Annotated in this window: 16 protein-coding genes and 1 other RNA gene; 10 read left to right on the forward strand and 7 right to left on the reverse strand. The window is 68.8% G+C overall.

Annotated elements, in window-relative coordinates:
* Positions 1-129: 129 nt before the first annotated feature.
* Entirely contained in the window at positions 130-744 is a 615-nt protein-coding gene (locus SH203_RS10040; protein ID WP_087120797.1) for a malonic semialdehyde reductase, read from the forward strand.
* Between the two features lie 79 nt (positions 745-823).
* Here the strand turns inward: SH203_RS10040 and SH203_RS15910 are convergent, their stop codons facing one another.
* Positions 824-1,546 carry a cytochrome c family protein gene (locus SH203_RS15910; protein WP_087120798.1) on the reverse strand — a complete coding sequence of 241 codons (723 nt, stop codon included), beginning with the start codon at positions 1,544-1,546 and terminating at the stop codon, positions 824-826.
* A 139-nt stretch (positions 1,547-1,685) separates the two neighbouring features.
* On the opposite strand from SH203_RS15910, the gene SH203_RS10050 reads away from it, so the two are divergent.
* The gene (locus SH203_RS10050; RefSeq protein WP_200808896.1) at positions 1,686-2,408 is read left to right on the forward strand and encodes a 3-deoxy-manno-octulosonate cytidylyltransferase; all 723 of its coding nucleotides are present in this window, start codon (positions 1,686-1,688) and stop codon (positions 2,406-2,408) included.
* A gap of 289 nt (positions 2,409-2,697) precedes the next feature.
* Here SH203_RS10050 and nudC read toward each other — a convergent pair whose 3' ends face one another.
* Entirely contained in the window at positions 2,698-3,618 is a 921-nt protein-coding gene (gene nudC, locus SH203_RS10055; protein ID WP_087120800.1) for an NAD(+) diphosphatase, read from the reverse strand.
* A gap of 48 nt (positions 3,619-3,666) precedes the next feature.
* On the opposite strand from nudC, the gene ffs reads away from it, so the two are divergent.
* The 3 genes from ffs (at position 3,667) to SH203_RS10070 (ending at position 6,173) form a co-directional block, all read left to right on the forward strand.
* An RNA gene (gene ffs, locus SH203_RS10060) (signal recognition particle sRNA small type) lies at positions 3,667-3,760 on the forward strand.
* Positions 3,761-3,860: 100 nt separating this feature from the next.
* On the forward strand, positions 3,861-4,238 hold the full coding sequence (locus tag SH203_RS10065; protein ID WP_143275718.1) for a hypothetical protein: 378 nt from the start codon (positions 3,861-3,863) through the stop codon (positions 4,236-4,238).
* A gap of 87 nt (positions 4,239-4,325) precedes the next feature.
* Positions 4,326-6,173, forward strand: coding sequence for a DNA polymerase III subunit gamma/tau (locus SH203_RS10070; RefSeq protein ID WP_087120802.1), 1,848 nt, complete (start codon positions 4,326-4,328; stop codon positions 6,171-6,173).
* A gap of 192 nt (positions 6,174-6,365) precedes the next feature.
* Here the strand turns inward: SH203_RS10070 and SH203_RS10075 are convergent, their stop codons facing one another.
* Complete coding sequence (locus SH203_RS10075) at positions 6,366-6,920, reverse strand: ActR/PrrA/RegA family redox response regulator transcription factor (protein WP_087120803.1); 555 nt, start codon at positions 6,918-6,920, stop codon at positions 6,366-6,368.
* Between the two features lie 90 nt (positions 6,921-7,010).
* Complete coding sequence (locus SH203_RS10080; RefSeq protein ID WP_234989462.1) at positions 7,011-8,498, reverse strand: ActS/PrrB/RegB family redox-sensitive histidine kinase; 1,488 nt, start codon at positions 8,496-8,498, stop codon at positions 7,011-7,013.
* Between the two features lie 44 nt (positions 8,499-8,542).
* Between SH203_RS10080 and SH203_RS10085 the strand changes: the two genes are divergently transcribed.
* The 4 genes from SH203_RS10085 to SH203_RS10100 all read left to right on the forward strand — a co-directional run bounded on the left by SH203_RS10085 (position 8,543) and on the right by SH203_RS10100 (position 11,667).
* Positions 8,543-9,166: an SCO family protein gene (locus SH203_RS10085; protein WP_087120804.1), complete on the forward strand. Its 624-nt coding sequence runs from the start codon at positions 8,543-8,545 to the stop codon at positions 9,164-9,166.
* Between the two features lie 80 nt (positions 9,167-9,246).
* Complete coding sequence (locus tag SH203_RS10090; RefSeq protein ID WP_087120805.1) at positions 9,247-10,527, forward strand: polyhydroxyalkanoate depolymerase; 1,281 nt, start codon at positions 9,247-9,249, stop codon at positions 10,525-10,527.
* Positions 10,493-11,215 (forward strand): M48 family metallopeptidase, encoded by a 723-nt coding sequence (locus tag SH203_RS10095; protein WP_087120806.1) that lies wholly within the window; start codon positions 10,493-10,495, stop codon positions 11,213-11,215. The genes SH203_RS10090 and SH203_RS10095 overlap by 35 nt, the downstream gene beginning before the upstream one ends.
* Positions 11,216-11,289: 74 nt before the next feature.
* On the forward strand, positions 11,290-11,667 hold the full coding sequence (locus SH203_RS10100; protein ID WP_087120807.1) for a lysozyme inhibitor LprI family protein: 378 nt from the start codon (positions 11,290-11,292) through the stop codon (positions 11,665-11,667).
* A gap of 81 nt (positions 11,668-11,748) precedes the next feature.
* Here the strand turns inward: SH203_RS10100 and SH203_RS10105 are convergent, their stop codons facing one another.
* The gene (locus tag SH203_RS10105; protein ID WP_087120808.1) at positions 11,749-13,857 is read right to left on the reverse strand and encodes a PBP1A family penicillin-binding protein; all 2,109 of its coding nucleotides are present in this window, start codon (positions 13,855-13,857) and stop codon (positions 11,749-11,751) included.
* Between the two features lie 112 nt (positions 13,858-13,969).
* Positions 13,970-14,917 (reverse strand): alpha/beta fold hydrolase, encoded by a 948-nt coding sequence (locus tag SH203_RS10110; protein ID WP_087120809.1) that lies wholly within the window; start codon positions 14,915-14,917, stop codon positions 13,970-13,972.
* Between the two features lie 154 nt (positions 14,918-15,071).
* Here SH203_RS10110 and SH203_RS10115 point away from each other — a divergent pair, with 154 nt between their 5' ends.
* Positions 15,072-16,184 carry an aromatic ring-hydroxylating dioxygenase subunit alpha gene (locus SH203_RS10115; protein ID WP_087120810.1) on the forward strand — a complete coding sequence of 371 codons (1,113 nt, stop codon included), beginning with the start codon at positions 15,072-15,074 and terminating at the stop codon, positions 16,182-16,184.
* 157 nt (positions 16,185-16,341) lie between these two features.
* Here SH203_RS10115 and SH203_RS10120 read toward each other — a convergent pair whose 3' ends face one another.
* On the reverse strand, positions 16,342-17,358 hold the full coding sequence (locus SH203_RS10120) for an adenosine kinase (RefSeq protein ID WP_087120811.1): 1,017 nt from the start codon (positions 17,356-17,358) through the stop codon (positions 16,342-16,344).
* Positions 17,359-17,427 lie beyond the last annotated feature (69 nt).

Below are 17,427 nucleotides of genomic sequence, written 5' to 3' on the forward strand. Positions count from 1 at the left end.
GCGACAGAGGTTTCGGCGTCGGATCGCAGAATCGGAAACGCAGTGGCGCCGCATTGGCGCTTGCAGCCGTGGCGCGGCGCACTAATTAGCACCTGCATACGTTGCTATTGTAATCCGAAAGTCAGTCTCATGGCCTATGACGCCCTCACCCACCGCGACGCCCCGCTGTCGGACGCCGCCCTGTCGCAGCTGTTCACCGAGGCGCGGACGCGCAACGGCTGGACCGACCGGCCCGTGGCGCCGGAGCTGCTGCATCGGCTGTACGAGCTGACCAAGTTCGGGCCCACGGCGGTCAACGGCTCGCCCGCCCGCTTCGTCTTCGTTACCTCGCCCGAGGCCAAGGCGCGTCTGGTCCCGCTGATGAGCGAGGGCAATCGCGAGAAGACGGCCCAGGCGCCGGTGACGCTGATCCTGGGTCACGACCTGGATTTCCACGAACGCCTGGACACCCTGTTTCCCCATGCGCCGGGGGCCAGCGCCTGGTTCGCGGACGAGGCCGGGCGTCGCGAAACCGCCTTCCGCAACGCCGCGCTGCAGGGCGGCTATCTGACCATCGCCGCCCGCGCCCTGGGGCTGGACGTCGGGCCGATGTCCGGCTTCGACGCGGCGGGGGTGAAGGCCGAGTTCTTCGCCGACAGCAACGTCGAGCCGAACTACATCCTGAACCTGGGCTATGGCTCGGACGAGAACCTGTTCCCGCGCGCGCCGCGCCTGTCGTTCGAGGAGGCGGCGCGGATCGTCTGAAGCGACGGTTTCTCGCCGACAACGAAGAAGGGCGGCCCGTCGGGGCCGCCCTTTTGTCGTTCTGAGGTCGCCGGGGCGATCAGTGGTTGGCGGGCGCCGGGCTGGTCGCGGCGGGCGGAGCGGCCGGCGCAGCCTGGGTCGCGGCGGGCGCGCCCTCGGCGGGGGTCTTGGCCGTCGCCTCGGTCGCCGCGGCGCCTTCGGCCACGGGGGCTTCGGCGCCGGCGGCGGGAGCGGCAGCGCCCGGCTGACGCGCGGGATCGGGGGCGGGAATGGCGAAGCCGCTGGAGCCCTGGGTCCGCAGCCAGGCGATCAGATTGATGCGCGTCTGGGTGTCGCGGATGCCGGCGAAAGACATCTTGGTGCCCGGCACATATTTGGCCGGGGCGGTGATGAAGCTGTTGATCTGGTCATAGCCCCAGGTCGGCGCCTCGGCCTTGTGCTTGGTCATGGCGTCGGAATAGGCGAAGCCCGCGCGATGCTCGACCGGGCCGCCCAGCACGCCCCACAGATTCGGGCCGATCTTGTCGGCGCCCCCTTGGTGCGCGTCGTGACAGGCCTGGCAGCGCGCGAAAGCGGCCTCGCCGGCGGCGAGGTCGGCGGTCGGCAGGACCGTGCCCCAGTCCGGGGCCAGTTCAGGCGCTTCGCCGCCCGCCGCCTCGTCCGGCGCGTCGACGAAATAGCCCATCTTCTCCGGTGGCGCGGAATGATAGACGAGGCCCGAGGCCTGCTGCACCACCAGGATGACGAACGCCGTCCCCAAGGCCGCGCCGAAAATCTTGTTCCACTTCAGATCGCCGCTCATGCGCCCCGTCGCTCCCCTCTGCCGCTTCCAGGCCGTTGAGCCGCCTGGTCATAGTCTTGCCTTGGCGTGTCTGGCACGCTAGCGCGGCCTTCGCAACCGGCCGGGCGGCCGCCGGACATGTAAGGCGTCAGGGAAGCCGATGAATCCTTTGATAATGATACCCGCTCGCATGGCGGCGACCCGTCTGCCGAACAAGCCCCTGGCCCTGATCGGCGGCGTGCCGATGATCGTGCGCGCCTATCGCCAGGCCGAGGCCTCTGGCCTCCCGGTCGTGGTCGCCGCCGGCGATCCCGAGATCGTCGAGGCGATCGAGGCCAAGGGCGGGCGGGCCATCCTGACCGATCCGGCCCTGCCCAGCGGATCGGACCGCATCCGCGCCGCCGTCGACGCCATCGACCCAGAGGGCGATTTCGACGCCGTGATCAACGTCCAGGGCGACATGCCCTTCGCCAGCCCCGGCCTAGCCACGGCCTGCGCGGCCATCCTGCATGGCGAGCCAAGCTGCGACATCGCCACCCTGGTCGCCGCCGAGGCCGACATTTCCGACCGCGCCAATCCCGATGTGGTCAAGGCGGTGCTGGCCCTGGGGGAAGGCGAACGTCAGGGCCGCGCCCTCTATTTCACCCGCTCGACCCTTTATGGCGATGCGCCGGTGTGGCGTCATATCGGCGTCTATGGCTATCGCCGCGAGGCCCTGAACCGCTTTTGCGCCGCGCCGCAGTCGCCTCTGGAAAGGCGCGAAAAGCTGGAACAGCTGCGGGCGCTGGAGATGGGGATGCAGATCTGGGCCGCCGTCATCGACGAAGCCCCCCTGTCGGTCGACAATCCGGCGGACCTGGAGGCGGCGCGGGCGCTGGCCTGACCCAAAGGATTGCACCTCGGAAAACATGGTGCAATGAGTGCAATTCGCGCGGACGACGCTGATTTTGTTCGATTAATTTTTCGGCGAAATTGCACAGGTGCAATTTCCGGCTTTCCGCCCCGGCCGCACGACGATGTCAAAGACCCGGCGAGGATCATAACCCAGGCCGAAGCCCTGTATGGCAGACGGTCGATGCCGGGCCGCAAGTCGCTGGAATCAGTCGCGTTCCGTTTCGGAAATAGGATGAAGCCGATCTTTCCCCCTCCCCCTGCGGGGAGGGAGAGTCTGTTCACGCCTCCTCGACCCAGGCCCGGATCAGGCTATGGGCGATGGCGAAGGGGGGCGGGGCGCTGATGGTCGGGTGGTCGCCGTCCAGCACGGCCCTGGCCTCGGCGCGGGTCAGCCAGGCGACCGATTCCAGCTCGGTCTGGTCGGGCGCCGCCTGATCGTCGGACACCTCGGCCAAAAGCCCGATCATCAACTGGGACGGGAAGGGCCAGGGCTGGCTGGAATGATAGGTCGTGTCGACGACCGTCAGCCCCGCCTCCTCCTTCACCTCGCGGGCGCAGGCCTCCTCGATGGATTCGCCCGGCTCCAGAAACCCGGCCAGGGCCGACATCCGGCCCGGCGCCCAGGCCGCCTGACGCCCCAGAAGGCAGATCGGCTCGGCCCCGCCCTTGTAGATCGGCAGCATGATGGTGACGGGATCGACGCGGGGAAAATGCTCGGTCCCGCAGGCGGGGCAGCGCCGCTTCCACCCGCCCGAGGCCGTCTCGCACAGGGCGCCGCAGTTGGCGCAGAAGCCGTGCCTGCGCCGCCAGTCGAACAGGCTCTTGGCCCCGCCCGCCATGGCCGCGTCCGACGCCGGCAACAGGGCCGCCGCCGCGCGCATGTCGTGAAAGACGCCCAGCCCCCCGACCGGCCCGTCCGCCGGGTCGATGGAGCCTTCGAACTCGATGGCGAAGACCGGCTCGTCCTTCCACAGGCCTAGGAAGGCCTCGCGGTCGCGCACCAGGGTCCGCGCATGGGTCATCGACAGCCAGACCAGACGCGGCCCCTGCGCCGTCTCCTCGATCAGCGGCCGCCCCTCCCACAGCACCAGGGCCTGGGCGTAGGGTTTGGCCGCCTGTTCGGCCAGCCAGTCGGGATCGTTGCGCAGGTCCCCGGCCCGGTCGAGCGGATTGCCGGCGAAGATGTTCTGATGAGCCATGCGTCCTTGTAGCCCTTGATTCCCACCGCCGCACCCGTCATATCCCCAATCGGAGATCGCGGGCGAAGGCTTCGCCAATCTGGTCAGGGCCGGAAGGCAGCAGCCACAACGAATTCCCCTTCGGGTCGCGGTCTCCACCCTCTCCTTCTTTCTGGCGCTAACGCTCACGACGCGGTCGCGCGCTGTTTGAGCGCGTCCCGATGCTCGTTGTCGAGCGTCGCCGATTATGAGACTGTCGGTATATGAAGTGGCTGTGGCTCATTGCGACGTTGCCCTTGTGCGCCTGTGGATCGGCGCCCCCAGAGCCGCGCCATCAGCTGACTGAAATCCGCATGCCTCCCGGGATGATGTGCAGTTTCGGCATTTCCTACCGAAACCCGGCGGAGATTGGTTTGAATGCCGATGGAACGGTGGAAGTCTCCACCGGGTCCGGCGAGCGACGGGTTCTCGCTTCGAAGGCCGAGATAGGCCGAACACTTTATGCGTTCGGCGTTGACGTCGAGCAGCCGATCTATGTTCGAGCCGATGAGTCCGCTCGCTATCGAGAGGTCGAAACGATCATGCGCGATCTGTCGATGCGGGGCTATGCGCATATAAAACTGAGGGAGCTTCCCGTTTAGGTTCAACGTAACCGACAAGGCCGGGAAGTCATCTTTTTAACAGACGGCTGCTTCGCCCCGTCCTTTTGCCGCTGTAAGACGTCTCGCATGACGGACAACGACCCGAATCTCGACGGCCCGCCTTGGGAAGAGGACGACGTCGTCGAACGCGACGAGAACACCGACGACATGTTCGGCGCGCCTGCTGCGGCGCCCGAGGCGGCCGCTGCGCCGGCTGTCGTCCCTGTCGTTCCCAGTTCGGCTCCGGCCGAAACGGAGGCCCCCGCCGACGACGGGGCCGCCTATCAGGTGCTGGCGCGCAAATACCGTCCGCGCACCTTCGAGGATCTGATCGGGCAGGAGGCGATGGTCAGAACGCTGACCAACGCCTTCGCCACCGGGCGGATCGCCCACGCCTTCATGCTGACGGGCGTGCGGGGGGTCGGCAAGACCACGACCGCGCGTCTGCTGGCCCGCGCCCTGAACAACGAGACCGACAGCATCGACAAGCCGTCGCTGGCCCTGACCGCCCACGGTCGGCACGACGCGGCCATCATGGCCGGCCAGCATATGGACGTGATGGAGATGGACGCGGCGTCGCACACCGGCGTCAACGACATCCGCGACATCCTGGAAAGCGTCCGCTATGCGCCGGTCGAGGCGCGCTACAAGGTCTATGTGCTGGACGAGGTCCATATGCTGTCGACGCAGGCGTTCAACGCCCTGCTGAAGACGCTGGAGGAGCCGCCGCCCCACGCCAAATTCATCTTCGCCACCACCGAGATCCGCAAGGTGCCGGTCACGATCCTGAGCCGGTGCCAGCGGTTCGACCTGCGCCGGGTCGAGCCGGAAATCCTGGTCGAGCATCTGGGGCGGATCGCCGACCGCGAGGGCATGAAGATCGAGGCCGACGCCCTAGCCCTGATCTCACGCGCCGCCGAGGGGTCGGTGCGCGACGGCCTGTCGCTGCTGGACCAGGCGCTGGTCCAGGCCGAGCGCGGCCAGATGGTCAAGACCGAGACGGTGCGCGACATGCTGGGTCTGGCCGACCGGACCCAGACCATCGCCCTGTTCGAATCGATCATGGCGGGCCGCACGCCCGAGGCCCTGGAAAACTTCCGCACCCTGTACGGCTTCGGCGCCGATCCGGTGCAGGTGACGAACGACTTGCTGGAGCATTGCCACGCCGCCTCGGTGGCCAAGATGCTGGGGCCGAACGCGACGCGCCTGCCCAACGATCAGGCGCAGAAGCTGGCGGCCCTGGGCGCGGCGATCCCGGCGGCGACCCTGTCGCGGACGTGGCAGATGTTGTTGAAGGCGCTGGACGAGGTGCGGCGCGCGCCCAATCCGGCCGATGCGGTCGAAATGGCCATCGTGCGCCTGGCCTACGCCGCCGACCTGCCGGGACCGGAGGAGGCGTTGAAACGGCTGCAATCCGGCGAACCCATCGGCGGCGGCTCGGCGCCGCGAGGGGGCGGCGGCGGGGGAGGCGGAACCTCGGCCCAACTGGCCGCGCGGCCGGTGATGGCCCCCGCCCTGCCCGATCCGCAAAGCTTCGAACAGGTCGTGGCCCTGATCGGCGAAAAGCGCGAGGTCGGATTGCAGATGGACGTGGAGCGGTTCGTGAAGCCGGTCTCGTTCAAGCCCGGCGCCATCGTCTATGAGAGTGTTCAGGGCGCGCCGGTCGAACTGGCCCGCAAACTGGCCGCCCGGCTGCGCGAATGGACCGGCCGCACCTGGCTGATCGCCGCCAACGGACAGGGCGGGGCCGAGACGGTCATCGAACTGCAGAAAAAGGCCCGGATCGCCGAACGCGCCGAGGTCGAGGCCAATCCCTTCGTCCAGGCCGTGCTGCTGGCCTTCCCCGGCGCCAAGCTGGGCGAGATCCGCACCCTGGCCCCCACCGTCGTCACCCCCGAAATCCCCGACGTGGTCGAGGACGACGACGAGGATTAGAGCGTAAGTTCAGCGGAAGAGCTCGTTCTGATCTCAAACCCCGTCACCCTCGGGCTTGTCCCGAGGGCCCACGGTTGAGCAAGACGGCTGCATGGATATGGCCCGAAACCTGAACGCAATCTCCAACGACCGTGTCCGAACCTGCCGTGGGCCCTCGGGACAAGCCCGAGGGTGACGGATGAGGGGGGGGGATCAGCGCGGCGCGCGCTTGGCGAGGATGCGTTGCAGGGTGCGGCGGTGCATGCCCAGGCGGCGGGCGGTTTCCGAGACATTGTGGTCGCACAGCTCATAGACGCGCTGGATATGCTCCCAGCGGACGCGGTCGGCGCTCATGGGGTTTTCGGGCGGCTCGGGGGCCTCGCCGGTGGCGAGCAGGGCCTTGACCACGTCGTCGGCGTCGGCGGGCTTGGACAGATAGTCGACGGCGCCGGCCTTGACCGCCGCGACGGCCGTGGCGATGGCGCCATAGCCGGTCAGCATGACGATGCGGGCGTCCTGACGCTTTTCGCGCACCGCCTCGACGACCTTCAGACCGTTGCCGTCCTCAAGCCGCATGTCCAGCACGGCGAAGGCCGGGGCCTTGTCGCGCAGGGTCAGGGTCGCTTCGGCGACCGATTCGGCCGTCGTCACCTGAAAGCCGCGCGCCTCCAGCGCGCGTCCCATGCGGGTGCGCAGGGCCTGATCGTCGTCCAGCAGCAGCAGGGACTTGTCGGGCAGGGCGGCGATACGGGTTTCGAGTTCGGACATGATCTTGGTTTCTCCTGCCCCTTCAAGTCGGAAGCGGTAGCGCGCGGGTCAAGGCCAAGGTTCCGCCTGCGACGCTTCGACCCAGCGGATTCAGGCCGCGACCTCCAGCGCGGGACGGGCCCAGCGCACGGCGACGCGGGCGCCGCGCGGCGCGATCCTGGCGTCGGATGCGACGCCTGGCTGGGGCAGGCCCTGCCCCACGCTGACCGATCCGCCGGTGCGTTCGAGCAGGGTGCGGGCGATGAAGAAGCCCAGACCCATGCCGCCCTGGCTGGGCGCGATGGGGGCGTCGACGGCGGCGGGCGCGCGCCGCCGGGACGGGCGGGTCGCGGCGGCGATCTGGGCGGCCAAAGCCTGACGCGCCTTGCCCTGGGGCCGGCTGGTCACATAGGGCTCGCCCAGACGGGGCAGGATGTCGCTGGAGAAGCCCGGCCCGTCGTCCAGAATGTCGATCTCGATCCAGCCGGCGTCCACCACCGCCTGGACCCGCACGGTGGCGGCGGCGAAGTCGGCGGCGTTCTCGACCAGGGTGGACAGGCCGTGGATCACCTCGGGCAGGCGACGCACGCGCGGGGCGGGCTGGCCGGGCGGGGTCCTGACCAGAACGTCGAAGGCGAGGTCGAAGCCCCGGTGCGGCTCCACCACCTCTTCCAGCAGGGCCTTCAGGGAGACGTCGGCGTAGAGGGCGTCGTCGCCCTCGGGCTGTTGCGACAGCTGGGTCAGAATGCCCCGGCAGCGTTCGGCCTGTTGCAGGATCAGGGCCGCGTCCTCGGCCGCGTCGCTGTCGGGGGCCGAGGCGCGCTGCAACTCCTTGGCCACGACCTGAATGGTCGCCAGGGGCGTGCCCAGTTCGTGCGCCGCCGCCGCCGCCAGTCCGCCCAGCGCCGCCAGACGCTGTTCGCGCTGCAGCACGTCCTGGGTCGTGGCCAGGGCCAGCTCCAGCTTTTCGGCGTCCGCCGCCACCCGCCAGGCGTAGCCGGCGGTGAAGACCACCCCCGTCACCAGGGCCATGGCCATGCCCAGCCGATAAAGAAGTGGCAGGTGAAAATCCTCGTAGGGGCGCCACGGCAGCGGCTCGGACCAGAAGAACAGCAGGCCCACCGCCACCAGGGCCAGCACGCCCAGCATCAGGGCCTGACGCGCAGGCAGGGCCGCCGCCGCGATGGTCACGGGCGCGACCAGCAACAGGCAGAAAGGGTTCTCCAGCCCCCCGGTCAGGGCCAGCAGGACGCCCAGCTGGAAGATGTCGAAACCCAGGTGGATGGCGGTCTGCTTGCCGTCGGGCAGGCTGGCCTCCAGCCGCCGCACCCGCGCCATGGCGCCGACGTTCACCGCCGCGCTGACGGCGATCACGATCAGACAGGGCCACAGCGGCAGGGGGAAGTGCAGACCCTGATGCGCCGTCAGGATCGCCGCGCTCTGGCCCAGGATGGTCAGCCAGCGCAGCACGATCAGCGTCCTGAGCGAAAATCCCCGGCCCCGGCGCGGGACGTCGCGCCAGCCGTCCAGCGGATCGGACGGCAGGGCCTGGAACGATGGCGCGTCATGCGGCGCGATGCGGGCTTCTGTCGAGGTCACGCGGCTTCTATAGACCGGCTGGAGCCATTTCGTGAGAGGTCGTCATGCCGCGTCGTTCCGTCCTGCTGTTCGCCGGCGCCTGCATCGCCGTGGCGACGGCGCTGGCCATCATCACCATGGTGGTGGTCGGCGGACGCGGCGCCCCCTCGAACGGCGCGGAGACGACCTCGACCGGCCAGCCGCTGATCGGCGGCGACTTCCAGCTGGTGAACCAGGACGGCCGGACGGTCGACCAGACGATGCTGAACGGCAAATGGAGCCTGGTCTTCTTCGGCTTCACCTATTGCCCCGAGTTCTGCCCCACGACCCTGGCCGAACTGGCGGCCGTGCAGCAGCGGCTGGGCGACAAGGCGAACGACCTGCAGATCGTCTTCGTCAGCATCGACCCCCAACGCGACACGCCCCAGGCGCTGAAGGACTATCTGTCGTCGGACGGCTTTCCCAAGGGGACCATCGGCCTGACCGGCACGCCGGACCAGGTGGCGACGGCGGCAAAAGCCTATCGCGCCTTCTATCAGAAGGTCGGCGAGGGCGAGACCTATACGATGAACCACTCCCTGACCGTCTATCTGATGGGGCCGGACGGCCGGTTCCGCACCGCCGTCGCCTATGGGATGGGGCCGGAAAAGACGACGAAGATCATCGAGGACGCCATGGCGCGGGGATAAGGACGATCCCATAATCCTTTTGCAGGGCGCGGCGTTATATGTTGCCCTGCACAAACGGCGCCCGGCCGTAACGGATCGTCATGCTCTACGCCTTTCACGAACTCGCCTATCAGTCGGCCCTGCCCTTCCGTATCGGAGCGCAGATGGCCCGCAGTTTCTGGACCTCGCCGCTGAACCCGGCGGCCGACACCGCCATCGGGCGCACCGCCTACGCCTCGGCCGAACTGTTCGAGAGCGTGACGCGGCGCTACGGCAAGCCGGCCTGGAAGCTGGAGACGCTGGAGATCGGCGGCAAGACCGTGCGGACCACCGAACAGGTGATCTGGCAGAGCCCCTGGTGCCGGCTGGTCCGGTTCGCGCGCAACATCGGCGACCTGAAGCGTGCCAGGAAGCCCGCCGCCGGGCCGGCGGTCCTGATCGTCGCGCCGCTGTCGGGCCACTACGCCACCCTGCTGCGCGGCACGGTCGAGGCCTTTCTTCAGGACCACGACGTCTATGTCACCGACTGGATCAACGCCCGGCAGGTTCCGGTGCTTGAGGGACGGTTCGACTTCTTCGACTATATCGACCACATCCGCCTGATGCTGGCCGAGATCGGCGGGCGCGCCCATGTCGTCGGCGTGTGCCAGCCCGGCCCGCCGGTTCTGGCGGCCGGCGCGGTGATGGCCGAGGACGAGGACGAGAACCGGCCCTTGTCCATGACCTTCATGGGTTCGCCCATCGACGCGCGCCTGTCGCCGACCGTGACCAACCAGCTGGCCGAGGAAAAGCCCTTCACCTGGTTCAAGTCCAACATGATCCACACCGTGCCCCTGCCCTATGCGGGGTTCGGGCGGCGGGTCTATCCGGGCTTCGTCCAGCTCTACAGCTTCATGTCGATGAACGAGGATCGCCACCGCGACGCCCACTGGAACTATTTCAACAGCCTGATCGCCGGCGACGGCGACGGGGTGGAGAAGCACGAGGAATTCTACGACGAATATCTGTCGGTGCTGGACCTGACCGAGGAGTTCTATCTCCAGACCATCGACATCGTCTTCCAGCAGCATCTGCTGGCGCGCGGCCTGCTGGAGCATCGCGGGCGCAGGGTCGATCTGACGAAGATCACCGACATCGGCCTGATGACGGTCGAGGGCGAGAAGGACGACATCTCGGGCGTCGGCCAGACCCAGGCCGCGCATGGCCTGTGCCCCAACATCCCCGACGATCGCCGCGTCCTCTACGTCCAGCCGGAAGTGGGCCATTACGGCGTGTTCAACGGCCGTCGTTTCCGCGACGAAATCTATCCCCGCGTCCGCGATTTCATCGCCCAGAACGAGGCCCTCGGTGGCGTACCGCAACGGTCAGCGGCTGTCGCTTGACGAAGGCGGGGCCGGCGCCGGTCCCGTCCTGAGACTGTCCGTCAATCCGCGCGCGCGGCGCCTGTCGGTGCGGATTGACGCGCGGGCGGGCGAGGCGGTGGTGATCGCCCCCAGCGAGCGGGGCCTGACCCAGGCCGTCGCCTTCGCCCGGACCAAGGCCGTGTGGATCAGCGAACGGCTGGCGGTGCGGCCCAAGGGTCGGCCGCTGGAGCCGGGACAGGTCATCGCCTTGCGCGGTCGTCCCGTGCGGCTGGAGGCCGCTCCCGGCGCGGGGGCCGCGCGGCTGGTCGAAGACGGAACGGTCATCCGCTCGGGCGGCGAGGGGGAGGCCTATGCCCGGCGGGTCGAGAGCCTGCTGAAGCGCGAGGCGCGCGACACGCTGCTGGAGCGCACCGACCATCATCTGCGCGCCCTGGGCCAGGCGCCGGTCAGGGTGTCCATCGCCGACACCCGGTCGCGTTGGGGCTCGTGCAGCCCGCACAATCGCACCATCCGCTATTCCTGGCGCGTCGTCATGGCCCCGCCGCCGGTGATCGACTACCTCGCCGCGCACGAGGTCGCCCATCTGGTCCACGCCGATCACAGCCCGGCCTATTGGTCCGTGGTCGAACGGCTGGTCGGGGATCATCGCCCGTGGCGCAAATGGTTGAAGGACCACGGGGGCGCCCTGCACGCCGTGGGGCGCTGAGACGATCACGACGGACCACGGAAACTCCGGCCGCCCGGCGCGTTTCATCGGCGTCACCCCTACAGGAACGCCCCATGAAGACCCTCCTCTCCCTGTCCCTCGCCCTTGGGCTGGCGGTCGCCGCCGCCTCTTCGGCGTCGGCCCAGTCCCAGGCGACGATGAACGCCAACGCCGCACAGGCGCTGCAGCGCGCCGACAGCGCGTTGAACAGCCAGTACACGGCGACGATGGCCCGGCTGTCGCCCGCCAGCCGCACCCTGCTGCGCACCGCCCAGCGCACCTGGATCAGTTTCCGCGACCAGCAATGCCGCTTCGAAGCGTCCGGCGTTCAGGGCGGATCGGCCTATCCGATGGTCCATTCGACCTGTCTGGCCCAGCTGACGACCGAGCGGACCCAGCAGTTGCGCAATCTGGCGCAATGCAAGGAAGGCGACCTGTCCTGTCCGCGCTGAGGCGGGCTTAGCCTGAAAAGACAAAGGGAGGCGACCGCAGGGTCGCCTCCCTTTTCTGTGCGCCCCTGACCTGAAACCCGATCAGAAGAACAGGGCGTCGCCCTTGCGCTCGGGCTGAGGTCGTCCCTCGGGCTGCTGGTTCGGCGGATCGCGATAGCCGGGCGGCGGGCCGGAGGGGCGAGTCGGCTGCTGGGGAGTCAGCTGTTTGGGCTGCGTCGGCGAAACGACCGCGCCGGGCTGATCCACATAGGGTTCGCCCTGGTCGGGATCGACCGGATCGACCAGCACGCCGCCCTGGTCCAGCCCGCTCATCAGATCGCCGACCGGATCGGGGGCCACCCAGCCCTCGGGCATGGGGGGGCCGTTGGGGATGGCGGGGGCGTTCAGGCGCGGCAGGGCCGCCTCCATGAAGCCCTTCCAGATGGCGGCGGGGGACGAACCGCCGGTGACGCCGCGCATGGGGGTGCTGTCGTCCTTGCCCACCCAGACGGCGGTGACGAAGCCGCCGGTGTAGCCGACGAACCAGGCGTCCTTGTAGTCCGAGGTGGTGCCGGTCTTGCCCGCCAGGTCGCGGCCCGCGATCGCCGCCGACCGGCCGGAGCCGCCCGTCACCACGCCGCGCAACAGCTGGTTCATGTAATAGAGCGGCGGATTGTTGATGGCTTGGCCGCTCTGGCCGGTGTCGCGCTGATAGATGACGCGGCCCTGGGGCGTGCGGATGCGGCTGATGCCGTAGGCCTGAACACGACGGCCGCCGTTGGCGAAGGCGTCATAGGCGGTGGCCATCTCCAGCGGCGAGACCTCGACGGCGCCCAGGGCCATGGCCGGCTCCAGACCGATGCGGCTTTCGATGCCCAGGCGTCGGGCGGCGCGGGCCACGCTGTCGCGTCCCACCTGATCGGCGACCTGGGCCGCCACCGTATTGGTCGACTGGGCCACGGCCTGGGCGATGGTCATCGGGCCGCTGAAGGTCCCGGAATAGTTCTTGGGCGACCAGTTGCCGATGGTGATGGGCTGATCGACCACCGGGGTCTGGGGCGTGAATCCGGCCTCCATCGCCGCCAGATAGACGAAGGGTTTCCACGCCGAACCGGCTTGGCGGCGGGCGTCGACGGCGCGGTTGAACTGGCTGTCGGCATAGGACGAGCCGCCGATCATGGCGCGCACCCGCCCGTCGCCGTCCAGGGCGACCAGGGCCGCCTGCTGCACGCCCTTGCCGGCGTCGCGGTCCAGGATGCGGCGCACCGAACGCTCGGCGGCGGTCTGAAGCGTCAGGTCCAGGGTGGTCTCGACCACCATGTCCTCGGTCGGTTCGCCGACCAGGCCGCGGATCGACTTGTCCAGCCAGTCGATGAAATACTGGGCGTGCTGGGTCGCAAGCGTCCGCGAGACGATGACCGGCTGGGTCACGGCCTGTTCGCGCTGGGCGGCGGTGATGACCCCGGCCTCCTCCATTTCGTTCAGGACGACGGTGGCGCGGGCGGCGGCGCGCTCGCTCTCGGACACCGGCGAATAGCGGGAGGGGGCCTTCAGCAGGCCCGCCAGAAGCGCGGCCTCTCCGACCGTCAGATTCTTGGCCGACTTGTCGAAATAGCGTTGCGACGCCGCCTCGATCCCATAGGCGCCCGCGCCGAAATAGACCCGGTTCAGATAGAGGGCAAGGATCTCCTTCTTGGAGAATTTCATCTCCAGCCAGACGGCCAGCATCAGCTCCTGCACCTTGCGGCGCAGGTTCTGGTCGGGGGTCAGGAACAGGTTCTTGGCCAGCTGCTGGGTCAGGGTCGAACCGCCCTGCACCACCCGCCCGGCGCGCAGGTTGCGCACCATGGCCCGGGTCATGCCGATGGGGTCGAAACCGGGGTGGTTGTAGAAGCGCCGGTCCTCGATGGCGATGAAGGCCGCCGGCACATAGTCCGGCAGGGCGTCCAGATCGGCGGGCGGCGCCATCTGGGTGCCGCGCGTCGCGATCAGGGCGCCGTTGCGATCCAGATAGGTGATCGAGGGCTGGCGATCGACCCGGTACAGGCTGGAGGTGTCGGGCAGGCCGCGCGCGAAGACGGCGAAGAAGACGACCAGGAAGATCAGCCCCCAGACCGCCAGCACCGCGCTCCAATACAGCAGCCGCTGCAACGCGGACCGGCGGGGCTTGCCCTGGGCCTGTGGTCCGCCCGCGTTCACTGGTCCCGCCATGTCTGTCCTTCAGATGCCGCGCCGGAAGCGACGCGGTTCGCCTATGTCGCTGTCATATCCCCTAAGCGCCGCCGCCGAAACGCCCCCGCCGAGATCACGCGACCGTGAGCGGCTATTTCGCCGAAAGAAAGGCGTCCAGCGCGTCGTAGAAGGCCCGGGGCTGGTCGAACATGATGAAGTGGGCGCTGTCGTCGATCCGCTTCAGGGTCGCGCCCGGCAGGCCGGCGTAGGAGGCCTGATAGATGGCGTCGGTGATCTGGGGCGTCATGCGCGGGTCGTTGAACTTGACGTACAGCACCTCGGTCGGGGCGGTGATGCGGGACAGTTCGGGGCGCAGGTCGGTGGCGATCAGTTCGCGGAAGGCGGCGGCGGAAACCTTCTGGTCGCTGTCGCGCATGTTCTGCAGCGCCAGTTCGCGGCGGCTTTCGGTGTTGATCATGCCGGTGATGCTGGCCGTGGCCTGGGCGACATAGGCGTCGCGCGGGCTGTTGGACTGGGCGGCCCAGATCTGGTCGGCGACGGGGGCGACCGTCTCGGCCGTCGCGCCGGGGGCCGAGAACATCGCGCCCATGAAGGGCACCATGTCCACCACCATCAGCCGCCCCACCCGGTCGGGATGGCGCGCCGCCAGCATCAGGCCGATGGTCCCGCCCATCGAATGGCCGACGACGGCGGGCCGGGTCAGGCCCTGCTCCCGGATGTAGCGGGCGATCTCCTCGGCGACGGGGGCGGCGACGGGCGTGGGCGCGGTTCCCGTCTGGGCGTTGCCGGCGGGCGGCGCCCCGGCGAAGCCGTCGACCTGGATGCGGTGGATGCGCCAGCCCACGCCGTCCTGCGCGGCCAGATGGTCCACCGTCCCCTGCCAGATCTCGGGCGAGGAGCTGAGGCCGGGGATCAGGATGATGTCGCGCCCGTCCATGTCGCCGTCGACCGCCACCCGGATGCGGTCGGACTGGAAGGCCGCATGGCCGTGTTCGGGATGCGTCGCGTGACCGTCCTGGGCCCCGGCGGCGACGGGCGCGGCAAGGATAGCGGCGGCGATGGCGAATAGGCGGAGCATGGCGGAACGTCCCTTCGACGCGGCAGACGGCGATCTTGGATGTGGACTTAATCGCGTCCGGCCGCCGAGGGGAAGCCGCCGGGTGGACAAACCGTCCCGTCGTCGGTCGCGAGGGGGTCTATGGCGGCGGCGGCGGCGCTGTTAAACAGCGCGGATGACCGCCGAACCCGTCCAGCCTTCCGCCCCCGCCGCCAAGGCCCCGCCGACCGCCTTCGGCAAGGGGTTCGTGACGGACGCCTGGTATTTCGTCGCCCTGGGTCGCGACGTCGCGCCCGGCAGCCTGAAACGCCACGAGATCATGGGCGAGCCGGTGCTGATCGGCCGCACCAAGGCGGGCCAGGTCTATGCGATGCGTGACATCTGTCCGCACCGCGCGGCGCCCCTGTCGGCGGGCCGACTGGTCGAGAAGCCCGGCGAGGGCGAGACGGTCGAATGCCCCTATCACGGCTGGCGCTTCCGCACCGACGGGGTGTGCGCCGCCATTCCGTCGCTGGTCGAGGATCAGGCGTTCGAGGCCGACCGCATCCGCGTGCGCGCCTATCCGGTGCGCGAAAGCCAGGGGATCGTCTTCGTCTGGATGGCGTCGGACGCCCGCAATCCGATGGCCCCGGACCACGAGCCGCCAGTCTTCCCCGGCGTCGTCGGCGGCGAGGCCAAGCTGGTCGAGGCGATGGATTTCGACAGCCACATCGACCACGCCGTCGTAGGCCTGATGGACCCCGCACACGGGCCTTACGTCCACCAGCAATGGTGGTGGCGGTCCGAACATTCGATGCACGAAAAGGCCAAGGCCTTCGCCCCGACCGAGGCCGGCTGGGCCATGGTGCGCCACGCCCCCTCGTCGAACAGCCGCCTCTACAAGATTCTGGGCGGAGCGCCCGCGACCGAGATCACCTTCCGCCTGCCCGGCTATCGCTGGGAACATATCCAGGTGGGCGAGAAACAGGTGCTGGCCCTGACCTGCCTGACGCCGATCACTGAAACCAGGACCCGCATCACCCAGATGTTCTGGTCCGACCACTGGGTGTTCGACATCGCCAAACCCTTCCTGCGGATGGGCGTGGTCGCCTTCCTGAAACAGGACGGCGGAATGGTGAACCTGCAGAACGAGGGCCTGCGCTACGACCCCGCCCTGATCTGGATCGACGACGCCGACAAACAGGCGAAATGGTATCAGCAGCTGAAGCGCGAATGGCTGAAGAGCCGCGCCGAGGACCGGCCGTTCGTCAACCCGATCCAGCCCACGACGCTGAGGTGGAAGAGTTGAAGACGCACATCCCACTGTGTGGGGAGGGGGACCGCGTAGCGGTGGAGGGGCTTTTGAAGTCCCACAGCCGCCTGCGATGCGTTGAAGACCCCCTCCGTCACGGCGCTGAAGAAGCGCCGAGCCACCTCCCCACTGCGTGGGGAGGAGACACTCGGTCTTACAGCTTCAACCCATGCTCGGCGGCCAGGTCGACCAGTTTGACCATCGGGCGGGGTCCCCAATGGGCGATGACTTCGGAGGCGGCCAGCGAGCCGAGCCTGGCGGCGTCTTCCAGCGGCAAACCTCGGGCAACGCCAAGCAGGAAGCCGGCGGCGTACTGGTCGCCGGCGCCGGTGGTGTCGACGACCTTGGCGACCGGATAGGCGGCGACCGTGACGCGCTGATCGCCCCGGATCACGACCGAACCGTGCTCGCCGCGCGTGACGGCGGCGATGTCGACGATGGCGGCCAGTTTCGCGGCGGCGGCCTCGAAGTCTTCGGTTTCGAACAGGGCGCCCAGTTCGGCCTCGTTGGCCAGGACGATGTCGGCGGACTGGGTGACGAAGTCCAGAAGCTCGGCCCGCCAACGGGCGACGACGAAGGTGTCGGACAGGGTGATGGCGACCTTGCGGCCCGCCTGGTGCGCGGCCGTGGCGGCGCGCTCGAAGGCGGCGCGGGCCGGGGCCGGGTCGAACAGATAGCCTTCCAGATAGACGATCTCGCTGGCGGCGATCAGGGCCTGGTCGATGTCGTCGGCGTAAAGCTGGTTCGCGGCGCCCAGGAAGGTGGCCATGGTGCGCGCGCCGTCCGGCAGGACGTTGATCAGGCAGCGGCCGGTGCCGAAGCCCTGGTCGGCGCCGCCGGTCAGGACCGGGGTGTCGAAATGGACGCCCGCCGCGCGAATGTCGTGGGTAAAGACCTGGCCCAGGGTGTCGTCGGCGACCTTGCCGATATAGGCCGCCCGCCCGCCGAACGAGCCGACGCCCGCCACCGTGTTGCCGGCCGAACCGCCCGAGGCCTCCACGCCCGGCGCCATGGCGTCATACAGGGCGGTGCTGCGTTCGGCGTCGACCAGCTGCATCGAGTTGGGGGCCAGGTCCTGGGCCGTCAGGAAGGCGGCGTCGCAGGGGCTGAGGACATCGACGATGGCGTTGCCGACGGCGCAGACGTCGTATTGGGCGGTGTTCTGGGTCATGGTCGCGCCTTAGCGGCTGGAAGGCCGCGCGTCACCCGAAATCATATAAGGATGCCCTTATATGTAATC

Source organism: Brevundimonas sp. SH203, assembly GCF_002157625.1.
Lineage (GTDB): Bacteria > Pseudomonadota > Alphaproteobacteria > Caulobacterales > Caulobacteraceae > Brevundimonas.